Below are 15,807 nucleotides of genomic sequence, written 5' to 3'. Positions count from 1 at the left end.
CCCTACCATGTCTCGTTCCGAAACCCTGTTTGCCAACGCCCAGAAACACATTCCCGGCGGCGTGAATTCGCCCGTACGTGCATTCAAGAGCGTGGGCGGCACCCCGCTGTTCTTCAAGCACGCTGAAGGCGCCTACGTGACGGACGAAGACGACAAGCGCTATGTCGACTACGTCGGCTCCTGGGGCCCGATGATTCTCGGCCACAGCCACCCAGAAGTGCTGGACGCTGTGCGCAAGCAACTGGAACACGGCCTGTCCTACGGCGCCCCAACGGCGATGGAAACCGAAATGGCCGACCTGGTCTGCTCGATCGTGCCGTCGATGGAAATGGTGCGCATGGTCAGCTCCGGCACCGAAGCGACCATGAGCGCAATTCGCCTGGCCCGTGGTTTCACCGGCCGTGACAGCATCATCAAGTTCGAAGGCTGCTACCACGGCCACTCCGACAGCCTGCTGGTCAAGGCCGGCTCGGGCCTGCTGACCCAAGGCGTGCCAAGTTCCGCTGGTGTACCCGCCGCCTTTGCCAAGCACACGCTGACCCTGCCGTTCAACGACATCGATGCGGTGGCCAAGATGCTCGGCGAAGTCGGCCAGGAAGTGGCGTGCATCATCGTCGAGCCGGTAGCCGGCAACATGAACTGCGTACCGCCGGCTCCGGGTTTCCTCGAAGGCCTGCGCAGCCTGTGCGACCAGCACGGCGTGGTGCTGATTTTCGACGAAGTGATGACCGGTTTCCGCGTGGCATTGGGTGGCGCCCAAGCGCACTACGGCGTGACTCCAGACCTGAGCACCTTCGGCAAGATCATCGGCGGCGGCATGCCGGTGGGTTGCTTCGGCGGCAAGCGCGAAATCATGTCGCACATTGCCCCGCTGGGTCCGGTCTACCAGGCTGGCACCCTGTCGGGTAACCCGCTGGCCATGGCGGCCGGCCTGACCACCCTGCGCCTCATCAGCCGTCCGGGCTTCCACGCCGAACTCAGCGACTACACCAGCCGCCTGCTCGATGGCCTGCAACAGCGTGCCGATGCCGCGGGCATCCCATTCGTCACGACCCAGGCGGGTGGCATGTTCGGCCTGTACTTCAGTGGCGCCGACGACATCGTGACCTTTGACGACGTCATGGCCAGCGATGCCAACCTGTTCAAGCGTTTCTTCCACCTGATGCTCGAAGGCGGCGTGTACCTGGCGCCAAGCGCCTTCGAGGCAGGCTTCACCTCGATCGCCCACGGCGACGCCGAGTTGCAGTTGACCCTGGACGCGGCCGAGCGAGCATTTGCCGCGCTGAAGTAAGCCAAAACCGCTGACGTCGACCTCGGTCGACGTCAGCTTTATCCTACATTGCTGTCTTTTTGCTGCTACGACTATCCAAGTTGCCGCTAAAAGCGGTAGATATAGTTCCCGCGCGGCAGAAAAACGAGTAAAGACTTTGTAAGGAAGGTCCTGCTTATTTCATAATGCGCGCTTATTGGATCCCTCGATGGGTCCGCGCGCCCTTCAGAGGTAAGTCGATTCCCATGAACCGCACCGGCCGCACCCTTGCATTGGGCTGCCTGTTGCTCCTTCAGCCGCTGCTCGCGCACGCACAAGCAGGCGGCAACTCGTTGTTGATCCCGGCAATGGGTCGTTGCACCCTCAATACCCAGCCTGAAGACCTGAAGGAGGCCCTTGAAGCCTGCCAGAAAGCGTCGGACGCCGGGGATGCGGAAGCGCAATACGAGTTGGGCGAGTTCTACTACGACGGTAAAAATGCACCGCGCGACCTCAATCAAGCCCTGAGCTACTTCGAAAAGGCCTCCCTGCAAGGCCACGCCCAGGCGCAATTCAAACTCGGCACCATGTTCTTCCACGGCGAAGGCGTGCCCGCCAATAACGTCCAGGCCTATATCGTGCTGAAAATGGCTGCGGTCAACGGCGCCGAAGATGCGCTGGACACTGCCGACGAAGTCGCCGAGCACATGCAACGCGATGAACTGGAAGTCGCCACCCAGGTGCTGGGGCAGATTTTCCGCAAATACCTGATGGAGCTGCAAAGCGCGGATGGGCGTACGCCGTTCTCGCCGCTGCCGTAAGCCTTCACTGACCTGTCTGGCCCATCGCGAGCAGGCTCGCTCTCACAAACAGTGTGTTCACAGAAGACCCACTGTGGGAGCTAGCCTGCTAGCGATGAAGACGACGCGGTGTTAAGGCTTACTTCTCAGGCATCGGCATCGGAAACGGCATGACATTGCCGACCGCGCCACGGGCTTCGCTGATTTTTGGCGTGCCCAGGCGCTCGACCTCGTCGATGCGCACAATCGAATGCATCGGCACAAAACTGCGCACCACGCCTTCGAACTGCGCCTTGAGCTTCTCTTCGCTCGGATCGACGACCACTTGCGTGCGCTCGCCAAAGACGAACTCTTCCACTTCCAGGAAGCCCCACAGATCGCTTTGATAGATCTGCTTGGCGTACATTTCGAACACCTGGCCCTGGTTGAGGAAAATCACCTTGTAGATTGGAGCTTCACGTTTGGTCATGGTGGGCGGGTAACACATCGAGGGATAAAAATGAGGGCGCGAACTATAGCATAGCCGCTGGACGCACGACGGTAGGAACCTGAGGACTTGTTCCCTATAATGCGCGGTTCTTTGAATCACGTGATGACCCCGTCCATGGCCAAGAAGCTTTACATCGAAACCCACGGTTGCCAGATGAACGAGTACGACAGCTCGCGCATGGTTGATCTGCTGGGTGAACACCAGGCCCTGGAAGTGACTGCCCGCGCCGAAGACGCGGACGTGATTCTGCTCAACACCTGCTCGATCCGCGAACGTGCCCAGGACCGGGTGTACTCCCAGTTGGGCCGCTGGCGTGAGCTGAAGCTGGCCAACCCGGAGATGGTGATCGCCGTCGGCGGCTGCGTGGCCAGCCAGGAAGGCGCCGCCATCCGCGACCGCGCGCCCTATGTCGACGTGGTCTTCGGCCCGCAGACCCTGCACCGCCTGCCGGAAATGATCGACGCCGCGCGGATCACCAAACTGCCGCAGGTCGATGTCTCGTTCCCGGAAATCGAAAAATTCGATCACCTGCCCGAACCGCGCATCGACGGCCCGAGCGCCTATGTCTCGGTGATGGAAGGCTGCAGCAAGTACTGCACATTCTGCGTGGTGCCCTATACCCGTGGCGAAGAAGTCAGCCGGCCGTTCGATGACGTGATCGCCGAGATCATTCACCTGGCCGAGAACGGCGTGCGTGAAGTGACCCTGCTGGGGCAGAACGTCAACGGTTATCGCGGCACCACCCACGATGGGCGCCTGGCAGACCTGGCCGAGTTGATCCGGGTGGTTGCCGCGGTCGATGGCATCGACCGCATCCGCTACACCACGTCCCATCCGCTGGAATTTTCCGACAGCCTGATCCAGGCCCACGCCGACGTGCCGGAGTTGGTCAAGCACCTGCACCTGCCGGTGCAATCGGGTTCGGACCGGATCCTCTCGGCCATGAAGCGCAACCACACTGCGCTTGAGTACAAGTCCAAGCTGCGCAAGTTACGCGCCGCCGTACCGGGCATCTGCATCAGCTCGGACTTCATCGTCGGCTTCCCGGGCGAAACCGAGAAAGACTTCGAACAGACCATGAAGCTGATCGAAGACGTTGGCTTCGATTTCTCCTACTCGTTCGTCTACAGCCAGCGCCCAGGCACCCCGGCCGCCGACCTCGCCGACGAGACGCCGGAAGAGCTGAAAAAACAGCGCCTGAACGCCCTGCAGCATCGCCTCAACCAGCAAGGCTTCGAAATTAGCCGACAAATGGTCGGATCGATCCAGCGGATCCTGGTCACCGATTACTCGAAAAAAGACCCTGGCGAACTGCAGGGGCGCACCGAGAACAACCGTATCGTCAACTTCCGCTGCGACACGCCAACCCTGATCGGCCAGTTCGCCGACGTGCACATCGACGCCGCACAGCCGCACTCGCTGCGGGGTTCGCTGATCCAATAACACCGCAGATCACTGTAGGAGCCGAGCTTGCTCCGGGCGGCGTTCCGACGATGGCGCCCGGTCAGACAACTTAGATGTTGAATGCCAGACCGCCATCGCGAGCAAGCTCGGCTCCTACAAGGTCCGGTGTTCGACATTGGGATATTTAAGAGCTTTCGCACCCAGGCCACTGGCGTTATCCTTGATTTCATCTTAATTGCCCAAGGGCGGCTGAAAACAACCTTGAACGCACCCATAGAACCGCATCGTTTCATCCTCGAGCCCTTTGAGGCTCACCGCTTCGCCAATCTGTGCGGGCAATTCGACGAGCATTTGCGCTTGATCGAACAGCGCCTGGCGATCGTGATCCGCAACCGCGGCAATCAGTTCGAACTGATCGGCGAGCTCAAGCACACCACCTGGGCGGAAAACCTGCTGCGCCGCCTCTACCGTGAAACCAAGGGTAGTGAGCTGTCGCCGGACATGGTTCACCTGTTCCTGCAGGAATCGGCCGTCGAAGAGCTGGAAAACCACGCCCCTGCCGAACCCGCCGTAGCCTTGCGCACCAAAAAAGGCATGATTCGCCCTCGCGGCTTGAATCAGCAGCGCTACGTGAAGGAAATCCTCGGTAACGATATCAACTTCGGGATCGGCCCAGCCGGTACCGGCAAGACCTACCTGGCTGTCGCCTGCGCGGTAGATGCCCTGGAGCGCGAGCAGATTCGCCGCATCCTGTTGGTGCGCCCGGCGGTCGAAGCTGGCGAGAAACTTGGTTTCCTGCCGGGTGACCTGTCGCAAAAGATCGACCCGTACCTGCGCCCCCTGTACGACGCCCTGTATGAAATGCTCGGCTTCGAATACGTGGCCAAGCTGATCGAACGCCAGGTCATCGAGGTCGCACCGCTGGCCTACATGCGTGGTCGCACCCTGAACAACAGCTTCATCATCCTCGACGAAAGCCAGAACACCACCGTGGAACAGATGAAGATGTTCCTGACCCGGATCGGCTTCGGCTCCACGGCGGTCATCACCGGTGACATCACCCAGGTCGACCTGCCCAAGGGCACCAAGTCCGGGCTCAACCACGTGATTGAAGTGCTCGAGGACGTACCGGGTATCAGCTTTACCCACTTCAAGCCCAAAGACGTCGTGCGCCATCCGCTGGTGCAGCGCATAGTCGAAGCCTATGAGCGCTTCGAGAATCGCGTTGCACCCGACTCCCCGAAGGACAACCGCCGCGATGCTTGAGCTTGACCTGCAGCTTGCCACCGAGGGCAACGCCCCCAGCGAAGCCCAATTCCGCCAATGGTGCGAGCTGGCCCTGCGCCAGCGCACGGCCGACTCGGAAATGACCATTCGCCTGGTCGATGAAGCCGAAGGCCGTGAGCTCAATCACACCTGGCGTCAGAAAGATTACGCAACCAACGTCCTGTCGTTCCCGGCCGACGTGCCCGACGAGTTTCTCGACATCCCACTGCTGGGCGATCTGGTGATCTGCGTGGCCGTGGTCGAGCGTGAAGCCGCCGAGCAAGGCAAGGCGCTGGACGCCCATTGGGCTCACCTGGTGATTCACGGCTGCTTGCATCTGCTTGGTTACGACCATATAGATGACGAGGAAGCCGAGGAAATGGAAGCACTGGAACGAACGTTGCTTGCCGAACTGGGTCATCCGGACCCTTACGCAGACGACGAAACCGAACTATCCCCTACTGTTACAACAAAGGATTCAGAGTAATCGCTATGAGCGAAGATCGATCGAGCAACGGGCAGAAGTCATGGCTGGGTAAGCTCACCCAGGCTTTTGCCCACGAGCCGAAGAACCGTCAGGAGCTCCTGGAGCTGCTGCGCGATGCCCATCAGAACAAGTTGCTGGACAGCGAAGCGCTGGCCATCGTCGAAGGCGCCATCCAGGTGGCTGACCTGCAAGTGCGCGACATCATGGTGCCGCGCTCGCAGATGGTCAGCATCAAGGCGACCCAGACTCCCCGTGAGTTCCTGCCAGCCGTGGTCGACTCGGCTCACTCGCGCTATCCGGTGATCGGCGAAAGCCACGATGACGTGATGGGCGTATTGCTGGCCAAGGACTTGCTGCCGTTGATCCTCAAGGAAAACGGCGACAGCTTCAACATCAAGGACCTGCTGCGCCCGGCCACTTTCGTGCCGGAGTCCAAGCGCCTGAATGTGCTGCTGCGTGAGTTCCGCGCCAACCATAACCACATGGCCATCGTCATCGACGAATACGGCGGAGTGGCGGGCCTGGTGACCATCGAAGACGTGCTGGAACAGATCGTCGGCGATATCGAGGACGAGCACGATGTCGAAGAAGACAGCTACATCAAGCCCCTGCCCAGCGGCGACTTCCTGATCAAGGCCCTGACGCCGATCGAGAACTTCAATGAGTTCTTCGACAGCGAATTCTCCGACGATGAGTTCGATACCGTGGGCGGCCTGGTGATGAGCGCGTTCGGGCATCTGCCAAAACGCAACGAAATCACGGAAATCGGCGCCTATCGCTTTCGCATCCTCAATGCCGACAGCCGTCGTATCCACTTGCTGCGCCTGACACCTATCGCCCGGTAACCCCTAAGGATCGAAATGCGCTGGATAACCCGCCCCGGCTGGCCCGGTAACCTGCTGGCCGTGGCGGCCGGTGCAATCACCACCCTGGCGCTGGCGCCGTTCGATATCTGGCCGCTGGCACTGCTGGCGGCTGGGTTGTTTTATGCCGGCCTGCGCCATCTGACCCCGCGCCAGGCACTGGGGCGCGGCTGGTGCTTCGGTTTCGGCCTGTTCGGCGCCGGTACCAGTTGGATCTACTACAGCATCCACCACTTCGGCGGCGCCTCGATGCTGCTCGCCGGCTTCCTGATGCTGCTGTTCACCGCGGCGATCGCCTGGTTCTTCGCCCTGCCCGCCTGGGTCTGGGCGCGCTGGCTACGCCGTAACGAAGCGCCGCTGGCCGATGCCCTGGCCTTTGCTGCCTTGTGGGTGGCCCAGGAAGCATTCCGCGGCTGGTTCCTTACCGGTTTCCCCTGGCTCTATTCCGGCTACAGCCAGCTCGATGGCCCGCTGTCCGGCCTGGCGCCAGTGGGTGGGATGTGGCTGGTGTCGTTCACCATCGCCCTGACCGCAGCGCTGCTGTGCAACGCGCCACGCCTGCTACGCAACCGCCGCCCAGGTTTCATCGCCGCCGGCGTGGTGCTGCTGTTCGGCCCATGGGCCGCGGGCATCGCACTCAAGGGCCACGCCTGGACCAGCCCGTCCGGCGAGCCGCTGAGCGTGGCGGCCATTCAAGGCAATGTCGAACAAAGCATGAAGTGGGACCCGGCGCAGCTCAACTCGCAGTTGGCGCTGTACCGCGACATGAGTCTGAGCTCCAAGCGCGTCGACCTGCTGATCTGGCCGGAAACCGCGGTGCCGGTACTCAAGGAGTCCGCCGAGGGCTACCTGAGCATGATGGGCACCTTTGCTGCCGAGCGGAATTCGGCGCTGATCACCGGTGTGCCGATTCGCCAGGTGGTGCACCAGGAAAAACGCTTCTACAACGGCATTACCGTGGTCGGTGAAGGTGACGGCACCTACCTCAAGCAAAAGCTGGTGCCGTTTGGTGAATACGTGCCTCTGCAGGACGTGCTGCGTGGCCTGATCGCCTTCTTCGACCTGCCGATGTCGGACTTTGCCCGTGGCCCGGCCGACCAGCCGATGCTGCAAGCCAAGGGCTACCAGATAGCCCCGTTCATCTGCTACGAAGTGGTCTACCCGGAGTTTGCCGCGAGCCTGTCAGCGCGCAGCGACCTGCTGCTGACCATCAGCAACGACACCTGGTTCGGCACCTCCATCGGCCCGCTGCAGCACCTGCAGATGGCGCAGATGCGCGCGCTGGAAGCCGGGCGCTGGATGATTCGGGCGACCAACAATGGCGTCACCGGGCTGATCGACCCATTCGGCAAGATCACCGTGCAGATCCCGCAATTCGAGCGCGGCATCCTCTACGGCGAGGTGGTGCCGATGCACAACCTGACACCGTACCTGCAATGGCGCTCGTGGCCGCTGATCGTCCTCTGCCTGTTGCTGTTTGGCTGGGCACTGCTGGCCAGCCGAATGGCCAAGACCGTCTAGAACCGAACCCGCCCCTTGTAGGTGCTGGCTTGCCAGCGAACGCCTGCAAGGGGTGCAACGGGTCATCGATAAAACAACGCATACCCCGCCTGCCCCGCCGCCTCATTCAACAACTGCCCGGAGCGCCAGATCGACTTGAAGGTCGGTAGCCAGCCACCCAGTGGCTCGGCATTGGCGTTATCGCTGCCCAAAAAGCCCATTGGCGCCGGCACCACGCTCAATCCCGCGGCCTCAAAACTCCAGACACTGCGCGGCATGTGCCAGGCCTGGGTCACCACCACTACGCGCTTCAAGCCCAGCGGTTGCAGCAGTTCGGCGGTGAACTGGGCGTTTTCCCAGGTCGTGCGGCTGCGCCCTTCCTGCCAGCGCACCGTGACCCCGAAATCTTCCTGCAGCGAATCGGCCATCAGCTTGGCCTCGGTCGGCGGCGTGCCGTAATGCAGGCCGCCACTGGTCAGTACCGGCAAACCCGAAGCCTTGGCCAGGCGCGCCGCATAGCGTTCACGCTCCAACGCCACGCCCGTGGGCTGGTCGGAACCCCAGGCCGGGTCGCCCCGCTCACGGCCAGCGCCCAACACCACGATCACATCCGCGCGCTCGGCCAGGCTCGCCCACTCACTGCGCGCCAGCGCCGGTTCACGCTCAAGAGCCTTGGCGCCCCATTGCACCATTACCGGCAAGCTCATCAGCCAGAATCCACCGGCACCCAGGACAAAACACAGGGTTGCCAGACGCGGCCGGGAACGGCGAAACCACCAGGCTAGCGCCAGCAGCAGCAAAAGAATGCCGGGCGGCATGAGCAGTTGTTTGACCAAGTAACGAAAAGGCATCGAGCATCTCCAAAGATGCCCGAAGCCTAAGTGGGTTGAAGTAAAGCGACAACCAAGGTGACGGACCTTTTCATCAAAAAACCATCACCGGTGACTTCATGTGCCCGCTCGGGGCGACAAACACGTACCTGATCACTTACTTGACCTGCAGGGACCGGACCTTTACCGCGTCGCTGCCAGGTGCCTTGTCTTTCAACCAGATGACTTTGGCCGAACGAGGGGCATCGTTGTGCTTCACTGCTGTTGACAAGATTCCATGCGCCTCGCGTTCACTACGGTCCAGATAAGCCTTGATCAGATCGAACTCTGCGCGGCTCAACCCGCGAAGTTCCAGTTCCAGCGGACGCTCATCACGCAACCGCCCGGCGGTCTTTACCGCGTCCAGGGCCATCCCCAGACGATCTATCAGTTTTTCGTACAACTCGGGTTGCGTAACTTTTGTTTGCGACTCAACCATCCCTCACCTCATTGAAGATAAGACCTACTCCCCAACTAGAGCTTAGCTTCGTCGCACAAACCGGCTGTGCGCCGCGACCAACGGCCCCAGCTGTGGTTAACGCGGCGCAATCAGGGTTTCCCTAGGCCGAGTACGGTCATGTATGCTACGGCGCTTCCTGTAACTCCACTTCCAGCTCGGCTGGGCATCGAAAACGCCACATGTGGCGCAATCCAGGTCCAGCGTTGCATTGAAGAGGATTAGGCCACCCCTAGTCAGTTAAAAAGTAGCCATGCACGAACAATATCAGCCCCGTGAAATCGAAGCCGCCGCCCAATCATTCTGGGACGAGCAAAAGTCCTTTGAAGTCAGTGAACAGCCAGGCAAGGAGACTTTCTATTGCCTATCGATGTTCCCTTACCCCAGCGGCAAGCTACACATGGGGCACGTGCGCAACTACACCATCGGCGATGTGATCTCCCGCTACCAGCGCATGCTCGGCAAGAACGTCCTGCAACCCATGGGTTGGGACGCCTTCGGCATGCCGGCGGAAAACGCCGCGATGAAGAACAACGTCGCACCGGCCAAGTGGACCTACGAAAACATCGCCTACATGAAGACCCAGCTGCGCAGCCTGGGCCTGGCGGTGGACTGGTCGCGCGAAGTGACCACCTGCAAGCCCGATTACTACCGCTGGGAACAATGGCTGTTCACTCGCCTGTTCGAAAAAGGCGTGATCTATCGTAAAAACGGCACCGTGAACTGGGACCCGATCGACCAGACCGTCCTGGCCAACGAACAGGTAATCGACGGGCGCGGCTGGCGTTCCGGCGCGCTGATCGAAAAGCGCGAAATCCCGATGTACTACTTCAAGATCACTGCCTACGCGGATGAGCTGCTGGAGAGCCTCGACGAACTGACTGGCTGGCCGGAACAGGTCAAGACCATGCAGCGCAACTGGATCGGCAAATCCCGCGGGATGGAAGTGCAGTTCCCGTACAACGTCGACTCGATCGGCGAAGCCGGCACCCTGAAAGTGTTCACCACCCGTCCGGACACTTTGATGGGAGCGACTTACGTCGCCGTGGCCGCCGAGCACCACCTGGCTTCGCTGGCTGCAAAAAACAATCCTGAGCTGCAAGCGTTCATCGCTGAATGCAAAGGCGGCAGCGTGGCCGAAGCCGACGTCGCCACCCAGGAGAAAAAGGGCCTGCCGACCGGCCTGTTCGTCGAGCACCCGCTGACCGGTGAAAAACTCCCGGTTTGGGTCGCCAACTATGTGCTGATGCACTACGGCGATGGCGCGGTAATGGCGGTGCCGGCCCACGACGAGCGTGATTTCGAATTCGCCCACAAGTACAACCTGCCGGTCAAATCGGTGGTGCGTACCAGCGCCGGCGAAACCAACCCGGCCCCGTGGCAAGACGCCTACGGCGAGCACGGTACGCTGATCAACTCTGGCGAATTCGACGGCCTGGATTTCCAGGGCGCGTTCGACGCCATGGAAGTGGCCCTGATCAAGAAAGAACTGGGCGCCTCGCGCACCCAGTTCCGCCTGCGCGACTGGGGCATCAGCCGCCAGCGCTACTGGGGCTGCCCGATCCCGATCATCCACTGCGAAACCTGCGGTGACGTGCCAGTGCCGCAAGATCAACTGCCGGTCGTACTGCCCGAAGACGTGGTACCGGACGGCGCCGGTTCGCCATTGGCGCGCATGCCTGAGTTCTACGAGTGCAGCTGCCCGAAATGCGGCGCACCGGCCAAGCGCGAAACCGACACCATGGACACCTTCGTCGAGTCGTCGTGGTACTACGCCCGCTACGCCTCGCCGCACTTTGAAGGCGGCCTGGTAGAAAAATCCGCGGCCGACCACTGGTTGCCGGTTGACCAGTACATCGGCGGTATCGAACACGCCATTCTGCACCTGCTGTACGCGCGCTTCTTCCACAAGCTGATGCGTGACGAAGGCCTGGTGAGCTCCAACGAGCCGTTCAAGAACCTGCTGACCCAGGGCATGGTGATCGCCGAGACGTACTACCGTCGCGAAGCCAACGGCGCCTACACCTGGTTCAACCCGGCGGACGTCGAGCTGGAACGCGACAGCAAGGCCAAAGTGATCAGCGCCAAGCTGATTGCCGACGGCCTGCCGGTGGAAATCGGTGGCACCGAGAAGATGGCCAAGTCGAAGAACAACGGCGTTGACCCACAGTCGATGATTGACCAGTTCGGCGCAGACACCTGCCGCCTGTTCATGATGTTTGCCTCGCCACCGGACATGAGCGCGGAATGGTCCGACTCCGGCGTCGAAGGTTCGCACCGCTTCCTCAAGCGCGTCTGGCGCCTGGCGCAAGCGCACATCACCCAGGGTCTGCCGGGCAAAGTGGACGTCGCCAGCCTGAACGACGAGCAGAAAGCCATTCGCCGCTCGATCCACCTGGCCATCAAGCAGGCCAGCCACGACGTCGGCCAGAACCACAAATTCAACACTGCCATTGCCCAGGTGATGACGCTGATGAACGTGCTGGAAAAAGCCCCGCAAGGCACCGCACAAGATCGCGCCCTGGTTCACGAAGGCCTGGAAACCGTGACCTTGCTGTTGGCTCCGATCACCCCGCATATCAGCCACGAGCTGTGGCATCAACTGGGCCACGCCGATCCTGTGATCGACGCCGGCTGGCCAGTGCAGGATGACAGCGCTCTGGTCCAGGACAGCTTGACCCTGGTTATCCAGGTCAACGGCAAGCTGCGTGGCCAGATCGAAATGCCGGCCAGCGCCACCCGCGAAGAGGTCGAAGCTGCGGCGCGCGCCAACGAAAACGTACTGCGTTTCGTCGACGGCCTGACCATTCGTAAAGTGATCGTGGTACCCGGGAAACTGGTCAACATCGTCGCCAGCTAATTGGAGCAGGTGCCAGGCCCGGCCTGGCACCGAACAAAACCTTTCGGGCGCCATAGCGGCCCACATGGTTTCAAGGGGAGCAACAAGATGATCAAACGCAATCTGCTGGTGATGGGCCTCGCTGTCCTGCTGAGCGCCTGCGGTTTCCAGCTGCGCGGCACCGGTACTACCGCACTGGCAATCAAGGAACTCGACCTGAGCGCACGTAACGCCTATGGCGAAACCGTGGTCATGATGCGCCAGGTATTGCAAAGCAGCGGCGTCAACGTGGTTGCCGGCGCACCGTACAAACTGGTGTTCACCGACGAACAGACCACCCAGCGCAGCCTGAGCTACTCCGGTGCCGGGCGGACCGCCGAGAACGAACTGACCACGGTGCTGAACTACCAGATCGTTGGCCAGAACAACCTGTCGCTGATCAGCGACAAACTGCAGGTGCAGAAGGTTGTCATGCACGATGGCAGCAACATCACCGGCTCCGTCCAGGAAGAAGACGAAGCCCGCAAGGAAATACGTCGCGACCTGGTGCAGCGCATGATGTTGCGCCTGCAGCAACTGACCCCGGCCCAGCTGGATCAACTGCAGCAGACCGCAGACGCCCGCGCCAAGGCCGAAGCCGATGCGCTGGAAGCGGCGCAACAGACTGAAGCGAACACCCCGCGCCAGTCGCCGCTGCAAGTCCCTGCCGAGTAAGTCTTACGGGGCGCCTGTGCGCCCCGTTTGCCCCGCCCTATGAAACTCGCCCCCGCCCAACTCGCCAAACACCTGCAAGGCGCCCTCGCGCCGGTCTACATCATCAGCGGCGATGACCCGCTGCTCTGCCAGGAAGCCGCCGACGCCATTCGCTCGTCTGCCCGCCAGCAAGGTTTTGATGAACGCCAAGTCTTCAGCGCCGATGCCAGCTTTGACTGGGGCACGCTGCTGCAAGCCGGCGCCAGCATGTCGTTGTTCGCCGAAAAACGCCTGCTGGAGCTGCGCTTGCCGTCCGGCAAACCGGGGGACAAGGGTGCCGCGGCCCTGATGGAGTACTGCTCGCGTCCGGCCGAAGACACCTTGCTGCTGATCAGCCTACCCAAGCTCGACGGCAGTGCGCAGAAAACCAAATGGGGCAAGGCCCTGGTCGAAGGCGCGCAGACCCAGTTCGTGCAGATCTGGCCGGTGGACGCCAACCAGTTGCCGCAGTGGATTCGTCAACGCCTGTCCCAGGCCGGACTCAGCGCCAGCCAGGATGCCGTTGAACTGATTGCCGCCCGCGTCGAAGGCAACCTGCTGGCAGCCGCCCAAGAGATCGAAAAGCTCAAGCTGATGGCTGAGGGCGGGCAGATCACGGTCGAAACGGTGCAAGCGGCCGTGGCCGATAGCGCGCGCTTCGATGTGTTCGGGCTCACCGATGCGATTCTCAACGGTGAAGCCGCCCACGCCCTGCGCATGCTCGAAGGCTTGCGTGGTGAGGGCGTGGAACCACCGGTGATTCTCTGGGCCCTGGCCCGCGAGCTACGCCTGCTGGCCAACCTGTCGCTGCAATACAGCCAGGGCGTGCCGCTGGACAAAGCCTTCAGCCAGGCCCGACCACCGGTCTGGGACAAACGCAAACCGCTGATGAGCAAGGCCCTGCAACGCTACTCGGCGCCCCGTTGGGCGCAACTGCTGCTCGAAGCGCAACGCATCGACGCGCAGATCAAGGGCCAGGCCGCGGGCTCACCATGGATGAGCCTCAGCCGCCTGTCCTTGCTGATGGCCGGCCAGCGCCTGATGCTACCCGCCGAGTAATCTTGTAGTAGCTGCCGCAGGCTTCGCCAGCGGCTACAAATCGTCCGGGCGCGAAAGGTCCTACATAATGTAGGGGCTAGACAGCTCCCTCACTTCAGCCGATGATTCGCCCCGCACCACCCACCCCAGGAGTACACCACCTATGAGCAGAAAACAGCGGCCCAACAAGGCCAAATCCATCGTCGCCCAGCCATTGTTCCGCAGCCGCCAGGAACAACCGGCCAAGGGCAAAGGCAGCTACCGCCGCGAAGCCTTCCAGTCTAAAAGCTGGGAGGCTTCTTACTTTCTGGCCGCTTGAAGCGCAGCACCCCCTCGACATGTTAAGGTCGGCACCTGATTCGTATTCTCTGGACCTGTGCATGCCCTTTAGTATTTCCCGTCGTTGGCACCTGCGCCAACTGATCGCTGCCACAAGCCTCGTTCTGCTTGTCGCCTGCGCGGAAAAACCAACCGCCGCCGACGCCCAACCGCTTCAGACCGTTCCTGTCCCGACTGCCCCGGCCATTGTCCCGCCCGTGGTACCGACCGGCGACAATCTCGAGATCCAGCCGACCCAGACCTTCGAGCAATGGCAGGCCAACTTCCGCAAGGACGCGCTCGCCGCCGGTGTCAGCCCGAGCCTGTTCGACCGCGCCTTTGCCGGCGTCACCCCGGACATGAGCGTGATCCGCGCCGACCGCAGCCAGCCAGAGTTCTCTCGCCCGGTGTGGGAATACCTCGATGGCGCGCTGTCAGCCTTGCGCGTGCGCCGCGGCCAGGCGCTGCTGGAGCAATACGCCGAGACCCTGGGCGCGATCGAACAGCGCTACGGCGTCGATCGCCAGGTACTGGTTTCCGTCTGGGGTATGGAAAGCAACTTCGGCAGCTTCCAGGGCGACAAGTCGGTAATCCGCTCGCTCGCGACCCTGGCCTACGAAGGCCGGCGCCCGGGCTTTGCCCACGCGCAATTGCTGGCCGCGCTGCAGATTCTGCAACAAGGTGATATCGCCCCCGAGAAGATGCTCGGTTCCTGGGCCGGCGCCATGGGCCAGACCCAGTTCATCCCGACCACCTACAACACCCACGCCGTGGACTTCGATGGCGACGGGCGCCGCGACATCTGGGGTAGCCCGGCCGATGCGCTGGCCTCCACCGCTCACTACCTGCAAAGCTCTGGCTGGCAGAAAGGCCAGCCGTGGGGCTTTGAAGTCGAGGTGCCGAGCAGCTTCAACTACTCGCTGGCTGACGGAGCGATTCGCAAAACCGTCGCCGAATGGACACAGCTGGGCGTCAAGTTGCCCACCGGCGCCAGCGTGCCAGCCGGCTCCGAGCAACTGTCCGCCGCCTTGCTGCTGCCGGCCGGTTACCGTGGCCCGGCGTTCCTGATCCTCGATAACTTCCGCGCAGTGCTCAAGTACAACAACTCGTCGTCCTACGCCCTGGCGGTCAACCTGTTGTCCCAGCGCTTCAGCGGTGGCGGCCGGATCAATGGCGAATGGCCCAAGGATGACCTGCCGCTGAGCCGTTCCGAGCGCATTGAATTGCAGAATCTACTGAGCACCCACAACTACGACGCCGGCAACCCCGACGGCATCATCGGCGCCAATACCCGCAAGGCTATCCGCGCGGCACAACAGTCGTTTGGCTGGCCGGCTGATGGCTACCCGACGCACAAGCTGCTGGACGCCTTGCGCAGCCGTTAAGAACATCGCGAGCAAGCCGCAAGCGGGCCGGGCGGCGCTCCGCTTGCCAGGGATAGCGGTGGGTCAGGCGCCAGCGATGCTGAATGTACCGGCCCCATCGCGAGCAAGCT

At 61.9% G+C, this 15,807-nt stretch carries 15 protein-coding genes; 12 read left to right on the top strand and 3 right to left on the bottom strand.

The window, feature by feature from the left end; genetic code table 11:
- Positions 1–7: 7 nt before the first annotated feature.
- Positions 8–1,291 (top strand): glutamate-1-semialdehyde 2,1-aminomutase, encoded by a 1,284-nt coding sequence (hemL, locus tag CKW24_RS06845; protein ID WP_095166336.1) that lies wholly within the window; start codon positions 8–10, stop codon positions 1,289–1,291.
- Positions 1,292–1,515: 224 nt separating this feature from the next.
- Positions 1,516–2,070 (top strand): tetratricopeptide repeat protein, encoded by a 555-nt coding sequence (locus tag CKW24_RS06840; RefSeq protein WP_095166334.1) that lies wholly within the window; start codon positions 1,516–1,518, stop codon positions 2,068–2,070.
- Positions 2,071–2,188: 118 nt separating this feature from the next.
- Here CKW24_RS06840 and CKW24_RS06835 read toward each other — a convergent pair whose 3' ends face one another.
- On the bottom strand, positions 2,189–2,518 hold the full coding sequence (locus CKW24_RS06835; protein WP_003185742.1) for a DUF1820 family protein: 330 nt from the start codon (positions 2,516–2,518) through the stop codon (positions 2,189–2,191).
- Positions 2,519–2,653: 135 nt separating this feature from the next.
- Here CKW24_RS06835 and miaB point away from each other — a divergent pair, with 135 nt between their 5' ends.
- The 5 genes from miaB to lnt all read left to right on the top strand — a co-directional run bounded on the left by miaB (position 2,654) and on the right by lnt (position 8,080).
- Positions 2,654–3,982 carry a tRNA (N6-isopentenyl adenosine(37)-C2)-methylthiotransferase MiaB gene (gene miaB, locus CKW24_RS06830; RefSeq protein WP_095166623.1) on the top strand — a complete coding sequence of 443 codons (1,329 nt, stop codon included), beginning with the start codon at positions 2,654–2,656 and terminating at the stop codon, positions 3,980–3,982.
- Positions 3,983–4,204: 222 nt separating this feature from the next.
- Positions 4,205–5,209 (top strand): PhoH family protein, encoded by a 1,005-nt coding sequence (locus tag CKW24_RS06825; RefSeq protein WP_095166621.1) that lies wholly within the window; start codon positions 4,205–4,207, stop codon positions 5,207–5,209.
- A complete protein-coding gene (gene ybeY / locus CKW24_RS06820; protein ID WP_095166332.1) occupies positions 5,202–5,696 on the top strand; it encodes an rRNA maturation RNase YbeY in 495 nt (164 codons plus the stop codon). Before CKW24_RS06825 ends, ybeY begins: the two co-directional genes overlap by 8 nt.
- A gap of 5 nt (positions 5,697–5,701) precedes the next feature.
- The gene (locus CKW24_RS06815; RefSeq protein WP_016773041.1) at positions 5,702–6,541 is read left to right on the top strand and encodes an HlyC/CorC family transporter; all 840 of its coding nucleotides are present in this window, start codon (positions 5,702–5,704) and stop codon (positions 6,539–6,541) included.
- A gap of 15 nt (positions 6,542–6,556) precedes the next feature.
- Positions 6,557–8,080, top strand: a complete 1,524-nt coding sequence (gene lnt, locus CKW24_RS06810) for an apolipoprotein N-acyltransferase (protein WP_095166330.1) — start codon at positions 6,557–6,559, stop codon at positions 8,078–8,080.
- 62 nt (positions 8,081–8,142) lie between these two features.
- On the opposite strand, the gene CKW24_RS06805 is transcribed toward lnt, so the two are convergent.
- Positions 8,143–8,910 carry a YdcF family protein gene (locus CKW24_RS06805; RefSeq protein WP_095166328.1) on the bottom strand — a complete coding sequence of 256 codons (768 nt, stop codon included), beginning with the start codon at positions 8,908–8,910 and terminating at the stop codon, positions 8,143–8,145.
- Between the two features lie 136 nt (positions 8,911–9,046).
- On the bottom strand, positions 9,047–9,367 hold the full coding sequence (locus CKW24_RS06800) for a hypothetical protein (protein WP_095166326.1): 321 nt from the start codon (positions 9,365–9,367) through the stop codon (positions 9,047–9,049).
- Between the two features lie 271 nt (positions 9,368–9,638).
- On the opposite strand from CKW24_RS06800, the gene leuS reads away from it, so the two are divergent.
- From leuS to CKW24_RS06775, 5 genes are all read left to right on the top strand, one after another.
- Positions 9,639–12,245: a leucine--tRNA ligase gene (leuS, locus tag CKW24_RS06795; protein ID WP_095166324.1), complete on the top strand. Its 2,607-nt coding sequence runs from the start codon at positions 9,639–9,641 to the stop codon at positions 12,243–12,245.
- Between the two features lie 87 nt (positions 12,246–12,332).
- The gene (gene lptE, locus CKW24_RS06790) at positions 12,333–12,938 is read left to right on the top strand and encodes an LPS assembly lipoprotein LptE (RefSeq protein ID WP_095166322.1); all 606 of its coding nucleotides are present in this window, start codon (positions 12,333–12,335) and stop codon (positions 12,936–12,938) included.
- 39 nt (positions 12,939–12,977) lie between these two features.
- Positions 12,978–14,015: a DNA polymerase III subunit delta gene (gene holA / locus CKW24_RS06785; protein ID WP_095166320.1), complete on the top strand. Its 1,038-nt coding sequence runs from the start codon at positions 12,978–12,980 to the stop codon at positions 14,013–14,015.
- Positions 14,016–14,157: 142 nt separating this feature from the next.
- Positions 14,158–14,313: an alternative ribosome rescue factor ArfA gene (gene arfA, locus CKW24_RS06780; protein WP_095166318.1), complete on the top strand. Its 156-nt coding sequence runs from the start codon at positions 14,158–14,160 to the stop codon at positions 14,311–14,313.
- Positions 14,314–14,374: 61 nt separating this feature from the next.
- Complete coding sequence (locus tag CKW24_RS06775; protein WP_095166316.1) at positions 14,375–15,697, top strand: lytic murein transglycosylase; 1,323 nt, start codon at positions 14,375–14,377, stop codon at positions 15,695–15,697.
- The last annotated feature ends 110 nt before the right edge of the window (positions 15,698–15,807 follow it).

Origin of the sequence: Pseudomonas sp. Irchel 3H3, from assembly GCF_900187635.1 — a bacterium.
Lineage (GTDB): Bacteria > Pseudomonadota > Gammaproteobacteria > Pseudomonadales > Pseudomonadaceae > Aquipseudomonas.
The sequence above is the reverse complement of the archived record's forward strand: the minus strand, read 5'-3'. Positions and strand labels throughout refer to the sequence as shown.